The organism is Sinorhizobium sp. M4_45, from assembly GCF_002885915.1.
Taxonomy (GTDB): domain Bacteria; phylum Pseudomonadota; class Alphaproteobacteria; order Rhizobiales; family Rhizobiaceae; genus Sinorhizobium; species Sinorhizobium meliloti_A.
Genome location: NZ_NWVE01000005.1, coordinates 303,801 through 321,415, shown reverse-complemented (window position 1 = coordinate 321,415; position 17,615 = coordinate 303,801). Strand labels below are relative to the sequence as shown.

The following is a 17,615-nucleotide window of genomic DNA, read 5'->3' as shown; positions in this document are numbered from 1 at the left end:
AATCGGCTCCGGTTGAAGAGGAAACCCACGGGCGCCGATGCCGTTTTCCAGTAAAACCAGGCTCCTATATTTGTATTTGCGCGAAGGCCAACGCCGATTGGCGCGCCTGCTTTCGCGCGGGAAGACGGCGGCGCTGCGCGTTGCGGGCTCCACGCCCGCCCGTCTGATCGTCGCACCCACGGATCTTCGGGCCATCGATCCCTTCGCCGCCGAAGAGATTCTCGCGGGTCGCTTTCCGCTCGCCGGCCGCGTTCTGGATACCGAAGGCGAGTCGCCTTTCGAAATCGACCTGCCGTCGCACGAGTTCGCGGTTCGCCTTCATTCCTTCGGCTGGCTGCGGCACATGCGGGCGATTCAGGACGAAGCAGGCTCTATCAGGCTGCGCCAGATCATGGACGACTGGATCGGCTGCCATGGCCGAAGCATCGGCGAAATCTCGTGGGAAGCGGATGTGGTTGCGCAGCGCGTCATCGCCTGGCTGTCCCATTCGCCGGTGGTGCTGCGTAATGCCGAGCACGGTTTCTATCGCCGCTTCCTGAGAAGCCTTGCCCTTCAGGTCCGCTACCTCCGGAATGTCGCCGACACCGTGACCGACGGAGAGGCGCGCCTGAGGGTTCGCCTGGCACTCGCCATGGCCTCCGTTTCGATGCCGGCTACGGCTTCGGCTATCCGCAAGGCGTCGCGCAATCTGGATCTGGAGCTGGAGCGGCAGCTTCTGCCTGACGGGGCGCATTTCTCCCGAAACCCCCGGGCCGGGCTCGAGCTGCTGCTCGATCTGCTGCCGCTGCGCCAGACCTATGTCAATCTCGGCCACGACGTGCCCTCGAGGCTCATTCCCTGCATCGACCGCATGTATCCGGCGCTCCGCTTCTTCCGCCACCAGAGCGGGGAGCTCGCCCTCTTCAACGGCGCGACATCGGTTCTCGCCCATGAGCTCGCCTCGGTGCTCAGATATGACGAGACGTCCGGCGAGCCGTTCCGGTCGTTGCCGCACGCCCATTACGAACGCCTGTCAATGGGCGATACCGTCATCATCATGGACACGGGGCGTCCGCTTTCGGTCGACCTGTCGCGAACCGCCCATGCCGGCTGCCTCTCCTTCGAGATGTCCTCCGGCAGGAATCGCTTCGTCGTCAACTCCGGCGCGCCGAAATTCGCCGGCGAACGATTCAGGCAGATGGCGCGCACGACCGCCGCGCATTCCACCGTCACCGTCGACGACACCTCTTCCTGCCGCTTTTCGCAGTCGCGGTTTCTGGGCCCGATCATGATCAGCGGCCCCTCGCGCGTCGCGGTCGAGAGAAAGGACGAGCCGGGAAGCATCGAGCAGGTCAAAGCGAGTCACGACGGCTACCTTGCGCCCTTCGGCCTGATCCACGAGCGCGACATCGGAATTCTCAATGGCGGGCGGTTGATCCGCGGCCGCGACCGCCTGCTGCTGGAGGATGGCAGCGATCCGGCAAATGACGACGACGCGGCCGCGGTCGCCCGTTTCCACATCCACCCGGCAATCGGCATGCGCCGGCACAGCGAGAGCGAGATATATCTGACGGCGCCCGACGGAGAGACATGGCTCTTCGCCTGCCGCGACGGTGCGCTCGCGATCGAGGAGGATATCTTCTTCGCCGATCCCTCCGGCGTTCGCGCCTCGTCGCAGATAAGCGTGACCTTCTCCGCCGCCTCGCAGCCGGAGATCCAGTGGACTTTCACGCGGGAGGGATGACGTCGAAACTGCGCCGGGCCTATTTTCCGGTTGTTGCGGCGCCGAAGGTTCCTTCCGGCAACAAGCTATGCTAACGGGCAGCCATCCCAATCGCCGGAACCTCTTGCCCACGCGTCCGGCGCTGCCAAAGGAGCAAGGTCGATGGCTGTCGCCTCCAAGAAAATCCCCGCCCCGGACGAGGTCCGGATCAAAACCGCCCTCCTTTCGGTCTCCGACAAGACGGGCATCGTCGAACTCGCCCGCGCCCTCAACGACAAGGGCATACGGCTGGTATCGACCGGCGGTACGCACAAGGCGCTTGCCGATGCCGGCCTTCCCGTCAGCGACGTCTCGGAGCTGACCGGCTTTCCGGAAATCATGGACGGGCGCGTCAAGACGCTTCACCCCGGCGTCCATGGAGGTCTTCTCGCGATCCGCGACGACGCGGAGCATGCGGACGCCATGAGCGCGCACGGCATCACCGCGATCGATCTCGCCGTCATCAATCTCTATCCCTTCGAAGACGTCCGCGCCAAAGGCGGCGACTATCCGACGACGGTCGAGAATATCGATATCGGCGGCCCCGCAATGATCCGGGCATCGGCCAAGAACCATGCCTATGTGACGATCGTCACCGACCCGGCGGACTATTCGCCGCTGCTGGAGGAAATCGCAGACGGGACGACGCGCTACGCCTTCCGCCAGAAGATGGCGGCCAAGGCCTATGCCCGCACGGCCGCCTATGATGCGGCGATCTCCAACTGGTTTGCCGAGGTGCTCGACACGCCCATGCCGCGCCACCGCGTTCTCGGCGGCGTGCTCAGGGAGGAGATGCGCTACGGCGAAAACCCGCACCAGAAAGCCGGATTCTACGTGACCGGCGAGAAACGGCCGGGAGTGGCTACGGCGGCGCTGCTGCAGGGCAAGCAGCTCTCCTACAACAACATCAACGATACCGATGCCGCCTTCGAACTGGTGGCGGAATTCCTGCCGGAAAAGGCACCGGCTTGCGCCATCATCAAGCATGCCAATCCCTGCGGCGTTGCGACCGCGTCCTCGCTCGCGGAAGCCTATCGCCGGGCGCTCGCCTGCGATTCGACCTCGGCATTCGGCGGCATCATCGCGCTCAACCAGGAACTGGACGCCGAGACTGCGGAAGAGATTGTCAAACTCTTCACCGAGGTCATCATCGCGCCGTCGGTCAGCGACGAGGCGAAAGCCGTCATCGCCCGCAAACCGAACCTGCGGCTGCTTGCGACCGGCGGCCTGCCGGATCCGCGCACGCCCGGCCTGACGGCGAAGACGGTCGCCGGCGGTGTGCTCGTCCAGACGCGCGACAACGGTATGGTAGAGGACCTGACGCTCAAGGTGGTCACCAGGCGCGCGCCGACGGCGCAGGAGCTCGAAGACATGAAGTTCGCCTTCAAGGTGGCGAAGCACGTCAAGTCCAACGCCATCGTCTATGCCAAGGACGGCCAGACGGCGGGCATTGGCGCCGGCCAGATGAGCCGCGTCGATTCCGCGCGCATCGCTGCCATAAAGGCGGAAGAAGCAGCCAAGGCGCTCGGCCTCGCCGAGCCGCTGACGCGCGGTTCGGCCGTCGCCTCGGAAGCCTTCCTCCCCTTCGCCGACGGTCTTCTGTCAGCCATCGCGGCCGGCGCAACCGCCGTCATCCAGCCGGGTGGTTCGATGCGCGACGAAGAAGTGATCGCGGCGGCGGACGAACACAATGTCGCGATGGTCTTCACAGGCATGCGGCATTTCCGGCACTAGAGGCCTTTTGTCTAATGCACTTCCGGGCGGAAAACCGTGACACCTGGAAGTGCTCTAAGGCCCTAAGATACCGCCGCGGCTTATTTGATTTCCTCATTCCTGTGCCCGTCACAGGAATCCAGCCAGACCAAGTCCTTGGGCTGAAAGAACGCTTCCCGCGCCGCAGACGCGGCGCTGCTCTCATCCCTGTGACGAGCACAGGGATGAGGATGAGGAGAGATTGCAACCCTCCTTAGGCCGTTTCGACCTGAAACATGAACGCGATCGATTCCAAGCCGTTAAGACGCCGGATGCGGAGGAAACCGCATCCCGCTCCGGCCTCCTGCTCGACATTCCTATCGCGGCCGGTGCGCCGGATAGGGAGTCCGCAGGAGGATCACGAGACCGACGGCGAAAAAGGCCACCAGCGCCATCATGCCGATCCGGGCCGAACCGGTCATAAGCGTGATCGTCGCGACCGAGGCGGGCGCCAGGAACGAGGTGGCGCGGCCGGAAAGGGCGTAAAGACCGAAATAGCGCCCGGCTTCGTCGGGCGAAACACTGCGCGCGAGGTAGGATCGGGACGAGGCCTGGACCGGCCCGAAGGCGACGCCGACGAGCAGGCCGTAAAGAATATAGGCCTTTTCGGCGGCGGTGCCGAAGAGGCCGCCCGAGTCCGTCGAGCCAAGCGGGACAAGCCCGAAGAGCGTGAAACCGGGCCCCGTGGAGACGATGCCGAGCGTGGCGATCGTCAGTGAGACGAGGCTTGCGATGACGATCGTCTTGGAGCCGAGCCGTGCATCGAGCCTGCTCGCATAAAGGCAGCCGAAAATCGCCACGACATTCAGGATGATGCCGTAGAGCCCGAGTTCCATCGTTTGCCATCCGAACATCCCGGCCGCGAAGGTGCCGCCGAGCGCGAGCAGTCCGTTGACGCCGTCCTGGAAGATCATCCGGGCAATCAGGAACCGCAAGATGCCGGCCCTCTCCTTGAGTTCGGCAAGCGTGCCCTTCAGTTCCTCGAAGCCCCGAGCGGTTGCTTTCGCCATCGACATCGTTGCCCTGGTCGCGTCCGGCGTGAAGAGGAACATCGGCAGGATGAAAACCATGTACCAGGCGGCGGAAATGGGGCCGGTGATGCGGGCGTCTTCGCCCTTTGCCGGATCGAGCCCGAACAGAGGTTCGAGTCCGATCGCCGTCTTGCCGGTCTGCGGGCTTCCGGCAATCAGCGCGACCACGGCGATCAGCACGATCATGCCGCCGAGATAGCCGAGGCCCCAGGCGATGTTGGAGATGCGCCCCACTTCCTTTTCGCTCACGAGCCGCGTCATCATCGAATCGTTGAAGACGATGGAAAATTCGGCGGCCACCGTCGCCAGCGCAAGAAAGACCGCCGTATAGATCAGGGACGAGCCCGGCGCCGCGTTCCAGAGCAGGGCGAGCGAGATGATCTTCACGGCGGCGAAAAAGGCGATCCACGGCTTTCGCGGGCCGGCCGCATCGGCAATGGCGCCGAGGACCGGCGAAAGCAGAGCGATCACGATCCCCGCAATGGTCAGCGTATAGCCCCAGACCGCCTGCCCTTGGGCGGGATCGGCCGTTAGCCGGGAAACGAAATAGGGCGCGAAGATGAAGGTGGTGATCACGGTGAAGAAGGGTTGCGCGGCCCAGTCGAACAGCATCCAGCCGGCAATGCCGAGACGGGAAGTCCGAGGCCGCTCCTCCATTCGCCCAGCCGCGATATCCACTTCATCCCTCCCCGGCACTTGCGCAAGCGCGCCGCGTTCGGGGGCGGCGGGCAGGGCAATGAAGAACAACCTTCGACCGGAGCGGAATTGGTTCCTCCGGCCGAGTTATGGCCGGAGGGACTGTGTCATTTCGTCCAGCCGCGTGCAAGATCGCTGAGGAGACCGGCTGCGACAGTGACCTTGGCGAGCGTCGTTTCGCCCTTTTCGGTCAGGAGCCTCAGCTGGTCGCCGACAGTGGCGACGCGTTGGCGATCGCGATCCTGCCAGGCGAGAACGGGGTTTCGCTCGCCCTTATGCTCGACCAGGGCGGCGATGGTGATATCGCGGCGTGCGGTGCCGATATCGCCGACCGCCCGCGAGAGCGCCATCGACTCGAACTGCTCGGTGGCGGGCACGCGGTCGGCGGCCGCCAGCAGGCGGTTGATCCTCAGGCTTTCGGTGACGGTGAAATAGGCCTGGGCGGTGCGGCTCAGCGGCTCGCCGGTTACCGTGGCGATCTGCATGATCTCAGGGACCAGGGTCATGAGCGACAGTTCGGCGACTTCCTCGGCAAGCTTTGCCGGCACGCCGTTTTCGATGAAGCCGGCGGCCCTCAGGCGAGCTTCCTCGGCACCCTCCCTGGATATCGCCGCCCGCATGGTGCCGCGCAGCTTCTGCAGCCCGTCGCGAAGCCGGGCAACCGCTTCGGCCACGGAGCCCTCGGAGGCGCGGGTGCGCAGCGCCCGTTCGGCGACGAGCGCAAAGATACGCCCCACCTCGTGATAGAGCCGGTTCTGGATCACGCCGCTGATCCTGTTGTCGAGCGCGTCGATCTCGCCGTAGATGCGCGGCAGATCGAAGCCATCCAGGGCCAGCACCGCTGCCTTCACGACATCGGCGGAGAGGAAGCCGGTGGCATCCGTCAGCGTCGAAACGAAAGCGGGGCCGCCGCGGTTTATCGTTTCGTTGGCGAGTACGGTCGCGATGATTTCGCGGCGCAGCCGGTGCCCGTGAATGTCGCCGGCATAGGCCTTGCGCATCTTTGCGGGGAAGTAGCGCTCCAGGGTCGCCGTGAAATAGGGGTCGTCCGGAAGCTCGCTGACGAGCAGCTCGTCGAAGAGCACCAGTTTCGCATAGGAGAGCAGCACGCCGATCTCCGGGCGCGTGAGCGGCCGGCCCGCCTGGTAGCGCTCGCTCATCGCCTGGTCGGTCGGCAGGGTCTCGACCTTGCGGTTGAGGTGGCCGTCGGCCTCCAGCCGCGCCATCAGCCGCGCCAGCGGGGTGCGGTTGGCGAGGCCCTGCATCTCGGTGAGCGAGATCGCCAGCGACTGCTGGTAGTTGTTGCGCAGCACGAGATGTCCCACCTCGTCCGTCATCGATGCCAGAAGCGTGTTGCGCTTGGGCCGGGTCAGGCGGCCTTCGCGCATGGCGGAGGCAAGCGCGATCTTGATGTTGACCTCGACGTCGGAGGAATTGACGCCGGCCGAGTTGTCGATGGCATCGGAGTTGCAACGCCCGCCATTGAGCGAGAAGCCGATCCGGCCTTTCTGGGTGACGCCGAGATTGGCCCCCTCGCCGATCACGCGCGCCCGCACGTCCTCGGCGGAGACGCGGATCGCGTCGTTGGCACGGTCGCCAACCTCGGCATCCGTCTCGTTGGTGCCGCGCACATAGGTGCCGATGCCGCCGAACCAGAGCAGGTCGACCGGGCTCTTCAGGATTGCGCTCATGATCTCGAAGGGCGTCGCCTTCGGCTTGTCGATGCCGATCGCCGCCATCGCTTCGGGGGTGAGTGTCACCAGTTTTTCCGAACGCGAAATGATCATCGCGCCGGGCGAGAGCGCCTTACGGTCATAATCCTGCCAGCTGGAGCGCGAAAGCGCGAACATTCGCTTGCGCTCGGCAAAGGAGAGATCGATATCCGGCTCGGGATCGATGAAGATGTCGCGGTGGTCGAAGGCGGCGATCAGCCGGATCTTTTCCGAAAGCAGCATGCCGTTGCCGAAGACGTCGCCCGACATGTCGCCGACGCCGGCGACGGTGAAGGGCGTCGTCTGGATGTCGACGTCCATTTCGCGGAAGTGCCGCTTGACGGCCTCCCACGCGCCGCGCGCGGTGATTCCCATCTTCTTGTGGTCGTAGCCGGCGGAGCCGCCTGAAGCGAAGGCGTCGTCCAGCCAGAAGTCCGCTTCCTGGGCGAGCGCATTCGCCGTGTCGGAGAAGGTTGCCGTTCCCTTGTCGGCGGCAACGACGAAATAGGGGTCGTCGCCGTCGAGCCGCAGCGTGTCCTCCGGGGGAACGACGTCCTGGCCGACGATATTGTCGGTGACGGAGAGCAGCGTGCGGATATAGGTCTTGTACGCCTCCGTTCCCGCCTTGAAGACCTCGTCGCGGCTGCCGCCGACGGGCAGCTGCTTCGGATAGAAGCCGCCTTTGGCGCCGACCGGAACGATGACGGCGTTCTTCACCTGCTGCGCCTTGACGAGGCCGAGCACCTCGGTCCGGTAATCCTGCGCCCGGTCGGACCAGCGAAGGCCGCCGCGCGCCACCTTGCCGAAGCGCAGATGGACGCCTTCCACTTCCGTGCCGTAGACGAAAATCTCTCGGAAAGGCCGCGGTTCCGGCAGGCCTTCGAGCTGTTTCGGATCGAGCTTGAAGGCAAGAACCGCGCGCGGCCTGCCTTCGGCGTCCTTTTGGAAATAGTTCGTCCGGAGCGTCGACTGGACCGCATTGACGTAGCGGCGCAGGATCCGGTCTTCGTCGAGGCTGGGCACGGCCGACAGAGCCTCCTCGATGCCCGACAGCAAGGCGTTGCACTTCTTGGTGCGCGCTTTCCCCTCCGTCGTCGGATCCATGCGCGTGGAGAAGAGGCGGAAGATGTCGGCGGCGATCGTCGGATACTTGTTCAGAGTATCGGCGATATAGCCTTGGGAATAGGTGATGCCGGCCTGGCGCAGGTAGCGCGCATAGGCGCGCAGCACCGTGATTTCGCGGGCGGTGAGCCCGGCAAGCAGGACCAGCCGGTTGAAGTTGTCGTCCTCCGTCGTGCCGTTCCAGGCCGCCAGGAAGGCCTCCTCCAGGGCCGGGCCGATCCTGGCGAGATTGAGCGTGTGCCCGTCGCGATGGATCAGCTCCATGTCGTGAAGGACGACCTCGCGGGGCTCGTCCCCATGGACGTGCACGCCGATGTCGTAGGTCTGCTCGCTGATGACACGGAAGCCGAGATTTTCGAGAAGCGGCACGCGGCGCGACAGCGAAACGGGCGTGTCGGCATGGAAGATCTTCAGTTCCAGCGTATCCGGCCGCTCCTGGTGCCGGTGGTAGAAGGAGATGCGGATCGGGTCGCCGGCCGTGCAGGCGGCGATGTCTCCGAGGTCGGCATAGGCTTCCGCGGGCGTGAAGGCCGCCTGATAGGCTTCACCAACCGATATCTCCGTGCCCTCCTTGCGGGCGAGCAGATTGAACCGATCGATCCAGCGGGTGACGATGGCGCGGACCGCCTCTTCGAGCTTCGCCTGGGGAACCCGTGGCGTCTTGCCGCCCGAGCGGCCGATGATGAAATGGACGCGTGCAAGCCCGCCTTCGGGAAAGGCCGGGTAATAGGCCGAGACCCGGCCGTCATAGACCGTTTTCAGATAGTCGCCGATCTTTTCGCGGACGTCGGAATCGTATTGTTCGCGCGGCACGAACACGATGACCGAGACGAAGCGGTCGAAGTGGTCGATGCGCGGCAGCACCCGCACCCGGGGCCGGTCGCCGAGCTCGTTGATCTGCTCGCAGAAGGCGGCGAGCAGCCCGATATCGATCTGGAAAAGATCGTCGCGCGGATAGGCCTCCAGCGTGTTGGCCAGCGTCTTGCCGGAATGGCTCTGCGGATCATAGCCGAAATGATCGACGATCTTCTCGATCTTGTGCCTGAGCAGCGGGATCTCCGACGCCTGGCGCGTGTAGGCCGTCGAGGTGAACAGACCGACGATGCGCAGTTCGCCGACGACGTTGCCGGAGGCGTCGAAACGCTTGATGCCGATATAGTCCATGTGGGCACGCCGGTGGACGACCGACTTCACATTGGCCTTGGTGACGATCAGGAAGTCGGGCCCCTCGAGGAAGGCGAGGATTTCCGGGGTGGTCAGCACCGCATCCTTGCCCTGGCGCAGGACCCGCACGTCCGGATTGGACAGGATGCCGAGGCCCCTGCCCTTGCCGCGCTCGACCGTCGCCCGTTCGCCCTTGCCGGAATAGGTATATTCCCGCATTCCGAGAAAGGTGAAGTTGCTATCCCTTAGCCAGCGAAGGAACGCCAGCGCCTCGTCGCGGTCGCTCTTCTTGCGGGAAGCGTTGTATTCCTCGAGCTCCCGCATTGCCTGGTCGAGCAGAGCGGTCATTGCCGGCCAGTCGTGTACGGCTTGATGAACCTGCTCCAGCACATCCGAGATGCGCTTGCTCAATGAGCGTGCCTCCAGCGGAGTCAGCCTGCTCAAGTGGATTTGAATGTGGCTGACGCGGTGCTCGGGCGCGCTTTCCTCGTCCGGATCGAACAGCTTCACGGGTTTGCCGGGCTCCATCACCAGAATTGGATGGATCGCCAGGTGGATGTCGCGGTGGGTGCTCGTCACCTCTCCCATCACCGAATCGTAAAGGAAGGGCATGTTGCGTTCGGTGATCGCGATGATCGAAACCTCGATACCGCCCGGTGCGACCCCTGCCACCGTCTCCACCGAGACCTGCGGCTTGCCGCCGTCCCAGCGTGCGAGTTCGCTGCGTGCGTGGGCAGCGGTGAGCGCCAGCATCTCAGGCGTGTAACGGTCGAGGTCGTCGTTGCTCGCTCCGCCGAAGAGGATTTCCGGTGGCAGTGTCTCGGCCCCGAATCTGGACCCTGCCGCCCGGGCCGCATCGATGTGCCGGTCCCGCTTCGGATTATGCTTCACGCCCATGAAATCGCTCTCCACTCATGATGGTTGAACCTAGCAGAACCATGCCCAATGGCGACCGTTTTTATGATGGATTTCGGCAAAATCGAGCCGGATTTTGGAGAAAATCACGTAGATTCGACCTAAATCCATTTAAATCGAAGCCAATTTTGCAAAAATTTCCCGAAAAACCGCAAAAACGAACGAAAACGCCGAAGTTTCTGTCACGTGGGTCTGCACGAGCGGCAGTTGACAGTCCGTGAGGGGCGGGCGATCACACTTCGAAAGCGAATAACGGGGTCTCCCAATGTCCGACACGCCTGCCGCGCCCGGTGCCGTCATCGTCATTTCGAGTCATGTGGTGCGCGGCGCGGTGGGCAACCGGGCTGCCGTCTTCGCGCTGGAAATGCTCGGCCACCGGGTCTGGGCCTTGCCGACGGTCGTGCTTCCCTGGCATCCGGGACACGGTCGGTCGACGCGGGTGACCATGCCGGACGAGGACTTCCGCTCGATCATCGACGATCTCGTCGCTGCGCCCTGGATCGGTGAGGTGCGCGCGGTGCTGTCCGGCTATCTGGGTTCCCCCGAACAGGCGGCGGTCGTTGCTGGCCTCGTGAAGGCGCTGCGCCAGCGCAATCCCGCGCTCTTCTATGCCTGCGATCCGATTCTTGGCGATGCGGGCGGCCTCTACGTCCCGGTGGAGATCGCCAGCGCCATCCGCGACCTGCTGCTGCCGCTTGCGACGCTGGCCACGCCCAACCGGTTCGAGCTTTCCTGGTTGGCAGGTGCTTCGCTCGAGACGAATGCGGCCATTCTCGACGCGGCGGTCGACCTCGGGCCGTCACGCGTGCTGGTGACATCGGCGATACCGATGATGAGCGGCGGCACGGGCAATCTTTACCTGTCCGGACGCCATGCGCTGCTTGCCGAGCACCGCCTGATCGACAATCCTCCGAACGGCACCGGCGATCTGCTCTCGGCCGTATTCCTGGCGCGCCTGCTGGAAGGGCTTCCGGAGGAACGCGCGCTGCAGATGGCGACCGCCAGCGTCTACGAGATCATTGCGAGAAGCCGTAAGCGCGATTCCGACGAGCTGACGCTCGAACAGGATGCATCGAGCCTGGCGACGCCGATGGCAATGGTGCAGATGCGCCGCCTCATGCATCCGAGCCAGGCGCGGAAGAAATAGCGCCAGATATGGAAGAATTGCCTCATAGACGCATTTCGCCCTTTCGGATGGCGGGAGCACGCTGTAACAGTTCGACGCTTCATGGTTCCCGGTGCGTCTTTCAGACACGCTACCCGCATGTTTCCTTGAATCCCGATCAAAGACAGGAGCACCAGGACGATGCAGCAGGAACGAGTGGATGAAACGGGGTTACCGATGGATATACAGGGCTTTCCGGAACATCTTCTGACCGGCTACCGCAATTTCATGAGCGGGCGCTTCACCGAACAGCAGCAGCGCTACAAAACCCTCGCCGAGAGCGGTCAGAAACCGAGGACGATGGTCATCGCCTGTTGCGACTCCCGCGCCGCGCCCGAAACGATCTTCGATGCCGGCCCGGGAGAACTCTTCGTCGTGCGCAACGTCGCCAACATGATGCCGCCCTATGAACCGGACGGACATTATCATTCGACCTCGGCCGCGCTCGAATTCGCGGTCCAGTCGCTGCGGGTCACCAACATCGTGGTCATGGGCCACGGGCGCTGCGGCGGCATCAAGGCGGCACTCGACCCGGACGCCGAGCCCCTCTCCCCGGGCGATTTCATCGGCCGCTGGATGAACCTCCTGAAGCCGGCCGCCGAGCAGATCCAGAGCAATGACGTGATGACGCCGGCGGAACGACAGCGTGCGCTCGAGCGGGTCTCGATCCGCAATTCGATCGCCAATCTGAGGACGTTCCCCTGCGTGAACGTTCTGGAGTCGAAGGGAAAGCTTCGTCTCCACGGCGCATGGTTCGACATCTCGACCGGCGAGCTCTGGGTGATGGACGCGAAGACCGGCGATTTTTCCCGACCGGGAACGTAACGGTCGCCGTTCAAGGCCGCTCATCCGCCCGCCTGTCCCTTCTCCCCCGCTAGCGGGAGAGAAGTCGCGGCAGCGGGCTGAGGGGCAAACGCACTGTCACCTGCCGTCGATTTCGGCGCCGATGATGGCGATCGCCTGCTGATAGACGCTGGCGGCATTCCAGCCCTGGATGGCGGCGAAGTTGACCTCGCCCGGCTGATAGCCGCCACCCGGCTGCCAACCATGGCCGCGCAGGAAATTTGCGGTTGAGGCAAGCGCATCCGCTTTGGAGCGGACCATGTCGACATGGCCGTTGCCGTCCCCGTCCACGCCGTATTTCAGCACGTTCACCGGGAGGAATTGCGTCTGCCCGATCTCGCCGTGCGCCGCCCCGCGGGCGGCCGGGCTGAGGTCGCCGCGCTCGACGAGCTGGAGGGCGGCGTAGAGCTGATTGGTGAAATAGTCGGAGCGGCGACAATCATAGGCGAGCGTCGAGACGGCGGAAAGCGTGTGTTCCTTGCCCAGGAACGAGCCGAAGCCGGTCTCCATGCCCCAGATGGCGATCAGTGGGCCGGCGGGAACGCCGTAGCGCTGCTCGATGCTCTGGAAGAGCTTGGCGTTCTGCGCCCGCAGCTTCTTGCCGCGCGAAATGATCACCTGACCGCCGCGCTTCTGCATGAACTGGTCGAGCGACAGCTTGAAGCTCTTCTGGCCGCGATCGGCGCGGATCGTCGCCCTGCTATAGGAGACGTTGGCGAGTGCCTGGTCGATCACCGAAGGGCTGATGCCGTTCCCGGCGGCTTCGCGCTTGAATTCCGACAGCCAGGCGGAGAAGCCGCTGCCGTCATTGCCGCACTGCGCCGCAGAGGCGTCCGCCGGAAGAATTACGGTTGAGATCAGGGCCGCCAGGCCCGCTGCTGCGCTCTTCACCCTATGCATGGATTACCCCGTCGATTGCCCGAATTTGTTGCCTTCGAAATGCCGCTTCGTCATCCGCTCGCCGCCGGCACGATGGTTTCACGTGAATCCATTGCCCGCCGACGAACTGCGAACCCCGCCTGTCGCCGTAACGAGGCAGGCGGGGCTTAACGTTTTGCCCGGCCGAGGCCGATCAAGCCGCCTGCTTGCGCGGCTTGATCAGGCCGCGGTTGATCAGCAGCTCTGCGATCTGCACCGCGTTGAGCGCCGCGCCCTTGCGCAGGTTGTCCGAGACGATCCACATGTTGAGGCCGTTTTCGACCGTCGCATCCTCGCGGATGCGCGAGATGTAGGTCGCGTCCTCGCCGGCGCATTCGTAAGGCGTCACATAGCCGCCGTTCTCATGCTTGTCGACGACCAGGCAGCCCGGCGCTTCACGCAGGATCTCGCGCGCCTCGTCGGCGGTGATCTCGTTTTCGAATTCGATGTTGACCGATTCCGAATGACCGATGAAGACCGGAACGCGCACGGCCGTGCAGGTCACCTTGATCTTCGGGTCGAGCATCTTCTTGGTTTCGGCCAGTACCTTCCACTCTTCCTTGGTGTAGCCGTCCTCCATGAAGACGTCGATGTGCGGAATGACGTTGAAGGCGATGCGCTTGGTGAACTTCTTGCTCTCGATCGGATCGGCGACGAAGACAGCGCGGGTCTGGTTGAAGAGCTCGTCCATGCCGTCCTTGCCGGCGCCGGACACCGACTGATAGGTGGAAACGACGATGCGCTTGATCTTGGCGTGGTCGTGCAGCGGCTTCAGCGCCACCACGAGCTGCGCCGTCGAGCAATTCGGATTGGCGATGATGTTTTTCTTGGAGAACTGCGCGATCGCGTCCGCGTTCACTTCCGGTACGATCAGCGGAACATCGGCGTCGTAGCGCCAAGCCGAGGAATTGTCGATGACGACGCAACCCTCCCGGCCGATCTTCGGCGAGTATTTCTGCGAGACGGCGCCGCCGGCCGACATCAGGCAGATGTCGGTGTCGGAGAAATCATAGGTGTCGAGGTTCGTCACCTTCAGCGTCTTGTCGCCGTAGGAGACCTCGGTGCCGACCGAGCGCGAGGAGGCGAGCGCCACCACTTCGTCGGCCGGAAAGCCGCGCTCGGAAAGAATGTTCAGCATCTCCCGGCCGACATTGCCGGTGGCGCCTGCGACAGCAATTTTGAAACCCATGGTCTAAGCTCTCTTTCTGTCTCTCCTCGTCTGGTGGAGGGGGAAACTGCGCGGTGCGACCGCGAAGTTCCTGTCCCCGGCCTTACCGGGGAGAGAGCGGAGGCCAGAGACGTCAGACGGTTTTCGTCGTCGTTTTGGCCGTGGTTTTGCGCGCGAGCGAGAAATGGCTGATCCGCCCGGCGGTATGGGCCGGCAAATTCAGCGCAGCGATGGACGAACCCTTCGGTCCCATGGCGGTTTCCTCGTTCGCCGCTGCTCTTACCGGCTTTTCGGCAAGAGTCAAGCCGCGGAGCCTCCCTAGTGGTCGTCACGGAAGGCAGCGCTGGCGGCCGCACGAGGGAAGACTTCATGATGTGCGGGGCGCGAGCGTGGTGATCCCGGCATTAGACGAAAGTCATAAGCCCAAAGCATCCCTGCCTCACGTGCCACTTTTCTGACATCTTGTTGCGAGGCGCACCACGCCCGGATGTCAAAGGGGACCCGACGTTCAGGGAGGAATGTCCGGACCGGGGAATGGGCGCTCCAATAGACCGATTTTGGAGTGGAGGATATCAAAATGGCAAACGTCGTGACAGCGGGCGGCACAAAAGCCGGCCCGATGACCGGCGAGGAGAAGAAGGTCATCTTCGCCTCGTCGCTCGGTACCGTCTTCGAATGGTATGATTTCTATCTTTACGGTTCGCTTGCCGTTTATATCGGTGCAACCTTCTTCAGCCAGTATCCCGAGACCACGCGCAACATCTTTGCGCTTCTCGCCTTCGCCGCCGGCTTCCTTGTCCGGCCGTTCGGCGCGCTGGTTTTCGGCCGCCTGGGCGACCTCGTCGGCCGCAAATACACATTCCTCGTCACCATTCTGATCATGGGCCTGTCGACCTTCCTCGTCGGCGTCCTGCCCGGTGCCGCCTCGATCGGCATTGCGGCTCCGATCATCCTGATCGTGCTCCGCCTCCTGCAGGGTCTTGCGCTCGGCGGTGAATACGGAGGCGCCGCGACCTATGTGGCAGAGCATGCGCCGCACGGCCGCCGCGGCTATTTCACCTCGTGGATCCAGACGACGGCGACCCTTGGTCTCTTCCTCTCGCTGGTGGTCATCCTTCTGGTCCAGTACATGCTGGGCAAGGAAGCTTTTGCCGAGTGGGGCTGGCGCATACCCTTCCTGCTCTCTTTCGTGCTGCTCGGCGTCTCCGTCTGGATCCGCCTGAAGATGAACGAGTCTCCTGCCTTCAAGAAAATGAAGGAAGAGGGCAAGGGTTCGAAGGCGCCGCTGACGGAAGCTTTCGGCCAGTGGCGCAACGCCAAGATCGCCCTTCTGGCGCTCTTCGGCGCGGTCGTCGGCCAGGCTGTGGTCTGGTATTCCGGCCAGTTCTACGCGCTGTTCTTCCTGCAGAGCATTCTGAAGATCGACGGCCAGTCGGCAAACCTGATGGTTGCCGCCTCGCTCCTTCTCGGCACAGGCTTTTTCGTCTTCTTCGGCTGGCTGTCGGACAAGATCGGCCGCAAGCCGATCATCATGGCGGGCCTCCTGCTTGCCATGCTCACCTACTTCCCGCTGTTCAAGGCGATGACCTGGGCCGGCAACCCCGCGCTTGCGGAAGCGCAGCAGAACGTTCGCGCCACCGTCACCGCGGCTCCGGGCGACTGCAAGTTCCAGTTCAACCCGACGGGCACGGCGAAGTTCACCACCTCCTGCGACATCGCCACCGCCTTCCTGACCAAGAACTCGGTTCCCTATGACGTCGTGACCACGGCGGCTGCGGGTACGCCGGCGACGGTGAAGATCGGCGAAACGACGATCACCAGCTTCGACGCCATTGCGGCCGGCGACAGGGCCAAGGCCGAGGAAGCGGCTTTCGGCAAGCAGATCAACATGGCGCTGCAGGCCGCGGGCTATCCGCTGGTGCGCGGTGTTGCCAAGGTTCCGGAATCGAAGCTCGACGCCTTCGTCGCTGCCAATCCGGAACTTGCCCTCGACGCCGCTGCCGTGCGCGCCGGGGAAAAGGCCATGGTGCCGGCCGACAAGCTCGTCGCCGACAAGCTGCTCACCCAGGAAGAAGTCGGCAGCGCCACCGAAATGGCGGTCTACAGCATAGACAAGGGCGGCGCCTTCACGATGGTGGCCGACGCGGCCCGCGTCAACTGGACGGTGATCATTGCCGTACTGACCGTGCTCGTCATCTATGTGACGATGGTCTACGGCCCGATTGCGGCGCTGCTCGTCGAACTCTTCCCGACCCGCATCCGCTATACCGGCATGTCGCTGCCCTACCATATCGGCAATGGTTGGTTCGGCGGGCTGCTCCCGGCAACGGCCTTCGCGATGAGCGCGGCAAAGGGCGATATCTACTACGGCCTCTGGTACCCGATCGTTTTCGCGGGCATCACGCTGGTGATCGGTCTTCTGTTCCTGCCCGAGACGAAGGACCGGGATATCCACACGATGGAGTGAGCCGGCTTACGGGAGCGGGATGGGAGCGTGTTTCCCATTCCGCCATCTCAACAGCTCTCCTGACTCCGGCGCGGCTTCCGCGCCGGCTTTTTTCGATCTACTCGGCTCCCCTTTCCTCGGCCCTGTGCTCCACATGCCTCAGCACAGGCCAGCCGGCCGCACCGCGCTTGAACAGCCAGCCCTGCCGGGCAAAGAGGAAAGCCATCATCAGCGCGACCCAGAGCCCAAGCAGCAGGCCGGCGGCGACATCGCTCGGATAATGCGCGCCGACCACGACGCGCGAGATGCCGACGAGCAGGGCCAGCAGCAGAAACAGCGGCCGAAGCTGCGGCATCACCATCGCGAAGGCGCCGAAGAAGGCGCCGGCCGCCGTGGAATGTCCCGACGGGAAGCTTTCGAACAGCGTGTCGCCGGTAAACGGCGTGAGGCTGTAGGGGCCGTAATCTGCAAGGAGCTCGGGACGGGCGCGGCCGATCAGGAATTTCAGGCCGTGCACCAGCGCGCTCGCCGTGCCGATCGTCAGCAGGAAATAGGCGGACAGATTGCGCGCCGCGCGCGCCCTCTGCCGCAAGGTGTCGCGCGCGGAGGATCGGCGGACGACGAAGGCGATCAGCAGCAGCAGGGCCGAGCTGTAGATCATCCAGGCGAAGGTGCCGATATCGGTGATGGCGCGGTTGAAGCCGACGATCTCCTTCGGCAGACCTTGCGCCCATTCGGAAAGATGCGGGTCGAAAGGGGTGAAGGCGACGACGAGGACGACCGTCATCAGCCAGATCCAGACGGTCAGTGAAAGCGCTCGGTTCATTTTGCTCCTTCCTTCGCCTTATGGATGTGAAGGCTCGGCCGGCAAAATCAAGACCCCGTAAACGCGAAGCACCCCCGGCAAGGCCGGAGGTGCGGTTTCGACTATTCGGGCGCGAG

General features: G+C 63.9%; 11 protein-coding genes. 5 read left to right on the top strand and 6 right to left on the bottom strand.

The genetic code is table 11. The features are described 5' to 3' along the window. Positions 1 to 37 precede the first annotated feature (37 nt). On the top strand, positions 38 to 1,723 hold the full coding sequence (locus CN933_RS16670; protein ID WP_018098711.1) for a heparinase II/III family protein: 1,686 nt from the start codon (positions 38 to 40) through the stop codon (positions 1,721 to 1,723). Positions 1,724 to 1,864: 141 nt separating this feature from the next. After that, positions 1,865 to 3,475: a bifunctional phosphoribosylaminoimidazolecarboxamide formyltransferase/IMP cyclohydrolase gene (gene purH / locus CN933_RS16665; protein WP_102761829.1), complete on the top strand. Its 1,611-nt coding sequence runs from the start codon at positions 1,865 to 1,867 to the stop codon at positions 3,473 to 3,475. A gap of 335 nt (positions 3,476 to 3,810) precedes the next feature. Here the strand turns inward: purH and CN933_RS16655 are convergent, their stop codons facing one another. Further along, complete coding sequence (locus CN933_RS16655; protein ID WP_080636749.1) at positions 3,811 to 5,202, bottom strand: MFS transporter; 1,392 nt, start codon at positions 5,200 to 5,202, stop codon at positions 3,811 to 3,813. Between the two features lie 125 nt (positions 5,203 to 5,327). Beyond that, a complete protein-coding gene (locus tag CN933_RS16650; protein WP_018098714.1) occupies positions 5,328 to 10,115 on the bottom strand; it encodes an NAD-glutamate dehydrogenase in 4,788 nt (1,595 codons plus the stop codon). 283 nt (positions 10,116 to 10,398) lie between these two features. Between CN933_RS16650 and pdxY the strand changes: the two genes are divergently transcribed. Both pdxY and CN933_RS16640 read left to right on the top strand, forming a co-directional pair. After that, positions 10,399 to 11,280 (top strand): pyridoxal kinase PdxY, encoded by an 882-nt coding sequence (pdxY, locus tag CN933_RS16645; RefSeq protein ID WP_018098715.1) that lies wholly within the window; start codon positions 10,399 to 10,401, stop codon positions 11,278 to 11,280. Between the two features lie 159 nt (positions 11,281 to 11,439). Next, positions 11,440 to 12,123 carry a carbonic anhydrase gene (locus CN933_RS16640; protein WP_018098716.1) on the top strand — a complete coding sequence of 228 codons (684 nt, stop codon included), beginning with the start codon at positions 11,440 to 11,442 and terminating at the stop codon, positions 12,121 to 12,123. Between the two features lie 96 nt (positions 12,124 to 12,219). On the opposite strand, the gene CN933_RS16635 is transcribed toward CN933_RS16640, so the two are convergent. The 3 genes from CN933_RS16635 to CN933_RS16625 all read right to left on the bottom strand — a co-directional run bounded on the left by CN933_RS16635 (position 12,220) and on the right by CN933_RS16625 (position 14,531). Further along, a complete protein-coding gene (locus CN933_RS16635) occupies positions 12,220 to 13,041 on the bottom strand; it encodes a lytic murein transglycosylase (RefSeq protein ID WP_018098717.1) in 822 nt (273 codons plus the stop codon). A 172-nt stretch (positions 13,042 to 13,213) separates the two neighbouring features. Continuing rightward, on the bottom strand, positions 13,214 to 14,248 hold the full coding sequence (locus tag CN933_RS16630; RefSeq protein ID WP_003531790.1) for an aspartate-semialdehyde dehydrogenase: 1,035 nt from the start codon (positions 14,246 to 14,248) through the stop codon (positions 13,214 to 13,216). A 112-nt stretch (positions 14,249 to 14,360) separates the two neighbouring features. Beyond that, positions 14,361 to 14,531, bottom strand: a complete 171-nt coding sequence (locus tag CN933_RS16625) for a hypothetical protein (protein WP_018098718.1) — start codon at positions 14,529 to 14,531, stop codon at positions 14,361 to 14,363. A gap of 273 nt (positions 14,532 to 14,804) precedes the next feature. Between CN933_RS16625 and CN933_RS16620 the strand changes: the two genes are divergently transcribed. After that, positions 14,805 to 16,694 carry an MFS transporter gene (locus CN933_RS16620; protein WP_018098719.1) on the top strand — a complete coding sequence of 630 codons (1,890 nt, stop codon included), beginning with the start codon at positions 14,805 to 14,807 and terminating at the stop codon, positions 16,692 to 16,694. 97 nt (positions 16,695 to 16,791) lie between these two features. On the opposite strand, the gene CN933_RS16615 is transcribed toward CN933_RS16620, so the two are convergent. After that, positions 16,792 to 17,499, bottom strand: a complete 708-nt coding sequence (locus CN933_RS16615; protein WP_018098720.1) for a phosphatase PAP2 family protein — start codon at positions 17,497 to 17,499, stop codon at positions 16,792 to 16,794. Between the last annotated feature and the right edge of the window lie 116 nt (positions 17,500 to 17,615).

Coding starts and splice junctions, on each gene's coding strand:
- CN933_RS16630 (WP_003531790.1), bottom strand. CDS start 14,248: ATGGGTTTCAAAATTGCTGTCGCAGGCGCCACCGGCAATGTCGGCCGG.
- CN933_RS16615 (WP_018098720.1), bottom strand. CDS start 17,499: ATGAACCGAGCGCTTTCACTGACCGTCTGGATCTGGCTGATGACGGTC.
- CN933_RS16640 (WP_018098716.1), top strand. CDS start 11,440: ATGCAGCAGGAACGAGTGGATGAAACGGGGTTACCGATGGATATACAG.
- CN933_RS16650 (WP_018098714.1), bottom strand. CDS start 10,115: ATGGGCGTGAAGCATAATCCGAAGCGGGACCGGCACATCGATGCGGCC.
- CN933_RS16635 (WP_018098717.1), bottom strand. CDS start 13,041: ATGCATAGGGTGAAGAGCGCAGCAGCGGGCCTGGCGGCCCTGATCTCA.
- CN933_RS16670 (WP_018098711.1), top strand. CDS start 38: ATGCCGTTTTCCAGTAAAACCAGGCTCCTATATTTGTATTTGCGCGAA.
- CN933_RS16620 (WP_018098719.1), top strand. CDS start 14,805: ATGGCAAACGTCGTGACAGCGGGCGGCACAAAAGCCGGCCCGATGACC.
- purH (WP_102761829.1), top strand. CDS start 1,865: ATGGCTGTCGCCTCCAAGAAAATCCCCGCCCCGGACGAGGTCCGGATC.
- pdxY (WP_018098715.1), top strand. CDS start 10,399: ATGTCCGACACGCCTGCCGCGCCCGGTGCCGTCATCGTCATTTCGAGT.